Origin of the sequence: Longimicrobium sp., assembly GCF_036554565.1 — a bacterium.
Taxonomy (GTDB): domain Bacteria; phylum Gemmatimonadota; class Gemmatimonadetes; order Longimicrobiales; family Longimicrobiaceae; genus Longimicrobium.
This window is the reverse complement of the sequence record NZ_DATBNB010000330.1, coordinates 1-2,016: the sequence shown is the minus strand read 5'-3', so window position 1 is coordinate 2,016 and position 2,016 is coordinate 1. Positions and strand designations below refer to the sequence as shown.

General features: G+C 68.7%; 3 protein-coding genes. All 3 read left to right on the top strand.

Annotation, left to right across the window (positions count from 1 at the left end):
- The coding region (locus VIB55_RS09345) for a cupin domain-containing protein (RefSeq protein ID WP_331876381.1) at positions 1-415 on the top strand (415 nt) is incomplete at its 5' end.
- A 27-nt stretch (positions 416-442) separates the two neighbouring features.
- Positions 443-973 carry a hypothetical protein gene (locus tag VIB55_RS09340; RefSeq protein WP_331876380.1) on the top strand — a complete coding sequence of 177 codons (531 nt, stop codon included), beginning with the start codon at positions 443-445 and terminating at the stop codon, positions 971-973.
- Positions 974-1,168: 195 nt separating this feature from the next.
- Positions 1,169-2,016 (top strand): alpha-amylase family glycosyl hydrolase (locus VIB55_RS09335; RefSeq protein WP_331876379.1); only part of this gene is annotated, 848 nt, incomplete at its 3' end.

The following is a 2,016-nucleotide window of genomic DNA, read 5'->3' as shown; positions in this document are numbered from 1 at the left end:
CGTGGGCTTTCTGCACTACCGCAACCTGCTCTCCAACTACTTCCGCTTCAAGGACTCGCGCGAGCTGGGGCGCGAGCTGCAGCCCTTCATGTTCGACGCGTACGGCAGCAAGGAGCACACGCGCGACCGGGAGGCGTTCCTTGCGGTGGATTACGTGGATCTGCACATCCTGCAGCCCGAGTGCGGGATCGGCATCCACCGCCACCGCGACAACCAGGAGATCTTCTTCCTGATGCAGGGCGACGGGCTGATGGTGATGGGGGACTGGGAAAAGTCGCCCGCGCGCGAGCGCTGCTTCGAGATCCGCACGCTTCGTCCCGGCCACTTCACCCTCCTCAAGCCCGGCGAGCTGCACGCGCTGATGAACATCGGCACCGAGCCGATGACGCTGCTGATGTTCGGCGGCTACGACTGAAGCCACCTTCGAACGGGAGAACGCCCGATGGCGCACATCAACTTCACGGAACTGAAGATGCACGGCGGAGTACCGCTGCCCTTCACCCCCGGCTACACCGGCGTGGAGCCCCCCGCGGCGGCCGCGCCCCCCGCGGGGGACACACCGCCCGAGACGGGCGAGCTGTCCACGGCGGAGGCGATGCCCGCGCCGGCGGCCGGCTTCGGGCCCCCGCCCGCGCCCCCAGCCGGTCTCACGCCCGCGCCTTCCGCCTCGGTGCCGCTGCCGCGGCGCGCCAATCCCTACGGCGCGTTGACGCTCACGCTCACCTCGCCCCCGGAGGCCGAGGGGCTGGCCATCGAGTACGCCGTGGTGCTGGACGGCGAGGAGATGCGGCGCGACCGGCAGGAGCTGGCCTTTTCGGGAAAGTTCGACCGCGAGGGGCAGAAGCTCTGGAACCTGCTGAGCATGCCCGTGCCGCACGGGGCGGAGGTGCGCTTCACGGTGCACTACCGGATCGGCGGCGAAACGCTCGTGCACGACGACGAGGGCGAGGAGTTCGTCGTGACGGCCCCGTGAAGCGGGGGCGGGGCGGCGCGGCGCCCGTCCGCGCCTGGGGCCCTGCTCACGCCTGAGAGGGTCCCCATGAGCATCGGCTAGCCGGTGTCGAGCTCCTTGCCCGCGCTCGAATCCCGTTGGGGAAAACCGTCCAGGGTCGTCGCCGGTCCCGCCCGCCGCCGGCACCCTCCCACCTGGCCAGGAGAAGATTCCGACATGAGCAGCGCATCCAATCGTCCGGGGATGGGAGCGATTCCCTATTCGGAAGGGGCTGGCCAGGGCACCACCTTCCGCGTCTGGGCGCCCAACGCGAACCAGGTTGCGGTGGCCGGTGACTTCAACGGCTGGGATGCCTCCGCGTCGCCGCTTGCGCCGGAAGGCAACGGCAACTGGTCGGCCGACGTTCCGGGGGCGCGGGACGGCCACCAGTACAAGTACGTGATCAACGGCACGCTGTGGCGGATCGACCCCCGCGCCCGGCAGGTGACCAACTCCGTCGGCAACGCCATCGTCGTGGATCCCGGCTTCGCATGGCGGGTCGAGAACTTCCAGGCACCGCCCTGGGACGAGGTGGTGGTCTACCAGATGCACCTCGCGACCTTTCCCGACGCGCCGGTGGACGGGTCCGATCTCTTTGCCGACGTGCTCTCCGACGAGAACATCCGCTACCTGAAGGAGCTTGGCGTAAACACCCTCCTGCTGCTGCCCACCGGGGAGTTCCCCGGCGACCACTCGTGGGGCTACAATCCGGCCCACATCTTCGCGGTGGAGAGCTACTACGGCGGGCCGCATGCCCTGAAGCGGTTCGTGGACCGGGCGCACGAGCACGGCTTGGCCGTGTGGCTGGACGTCGTGTACAACCACTTCGGCCCCAACGACCTGTCGATCTGGCAATTCGACGGGTGGTTCGAGCACTGGAACGGCGGGGAGATGGGGGGCATCTACTTCTACAACGACTGGCGGGCCCACACCCCCTGGGGAGAAAAGAACCGGCCGGACTACGGGCGAGGGGAGGTTCGCTCCTTCATCTGCGACAACGCGCTGATGTGGCTGGAGGAGTACCG

Bases quoted from the DNA above. Each gene is read 5' to 3' on its own strand.
- VIB55_RS09340 (WP_331876380.1), top strand. From the start codon at position 443: ATGGCGCACATCAACTTCACGGAACTGAAGATGCACGGCGGAGTACCG.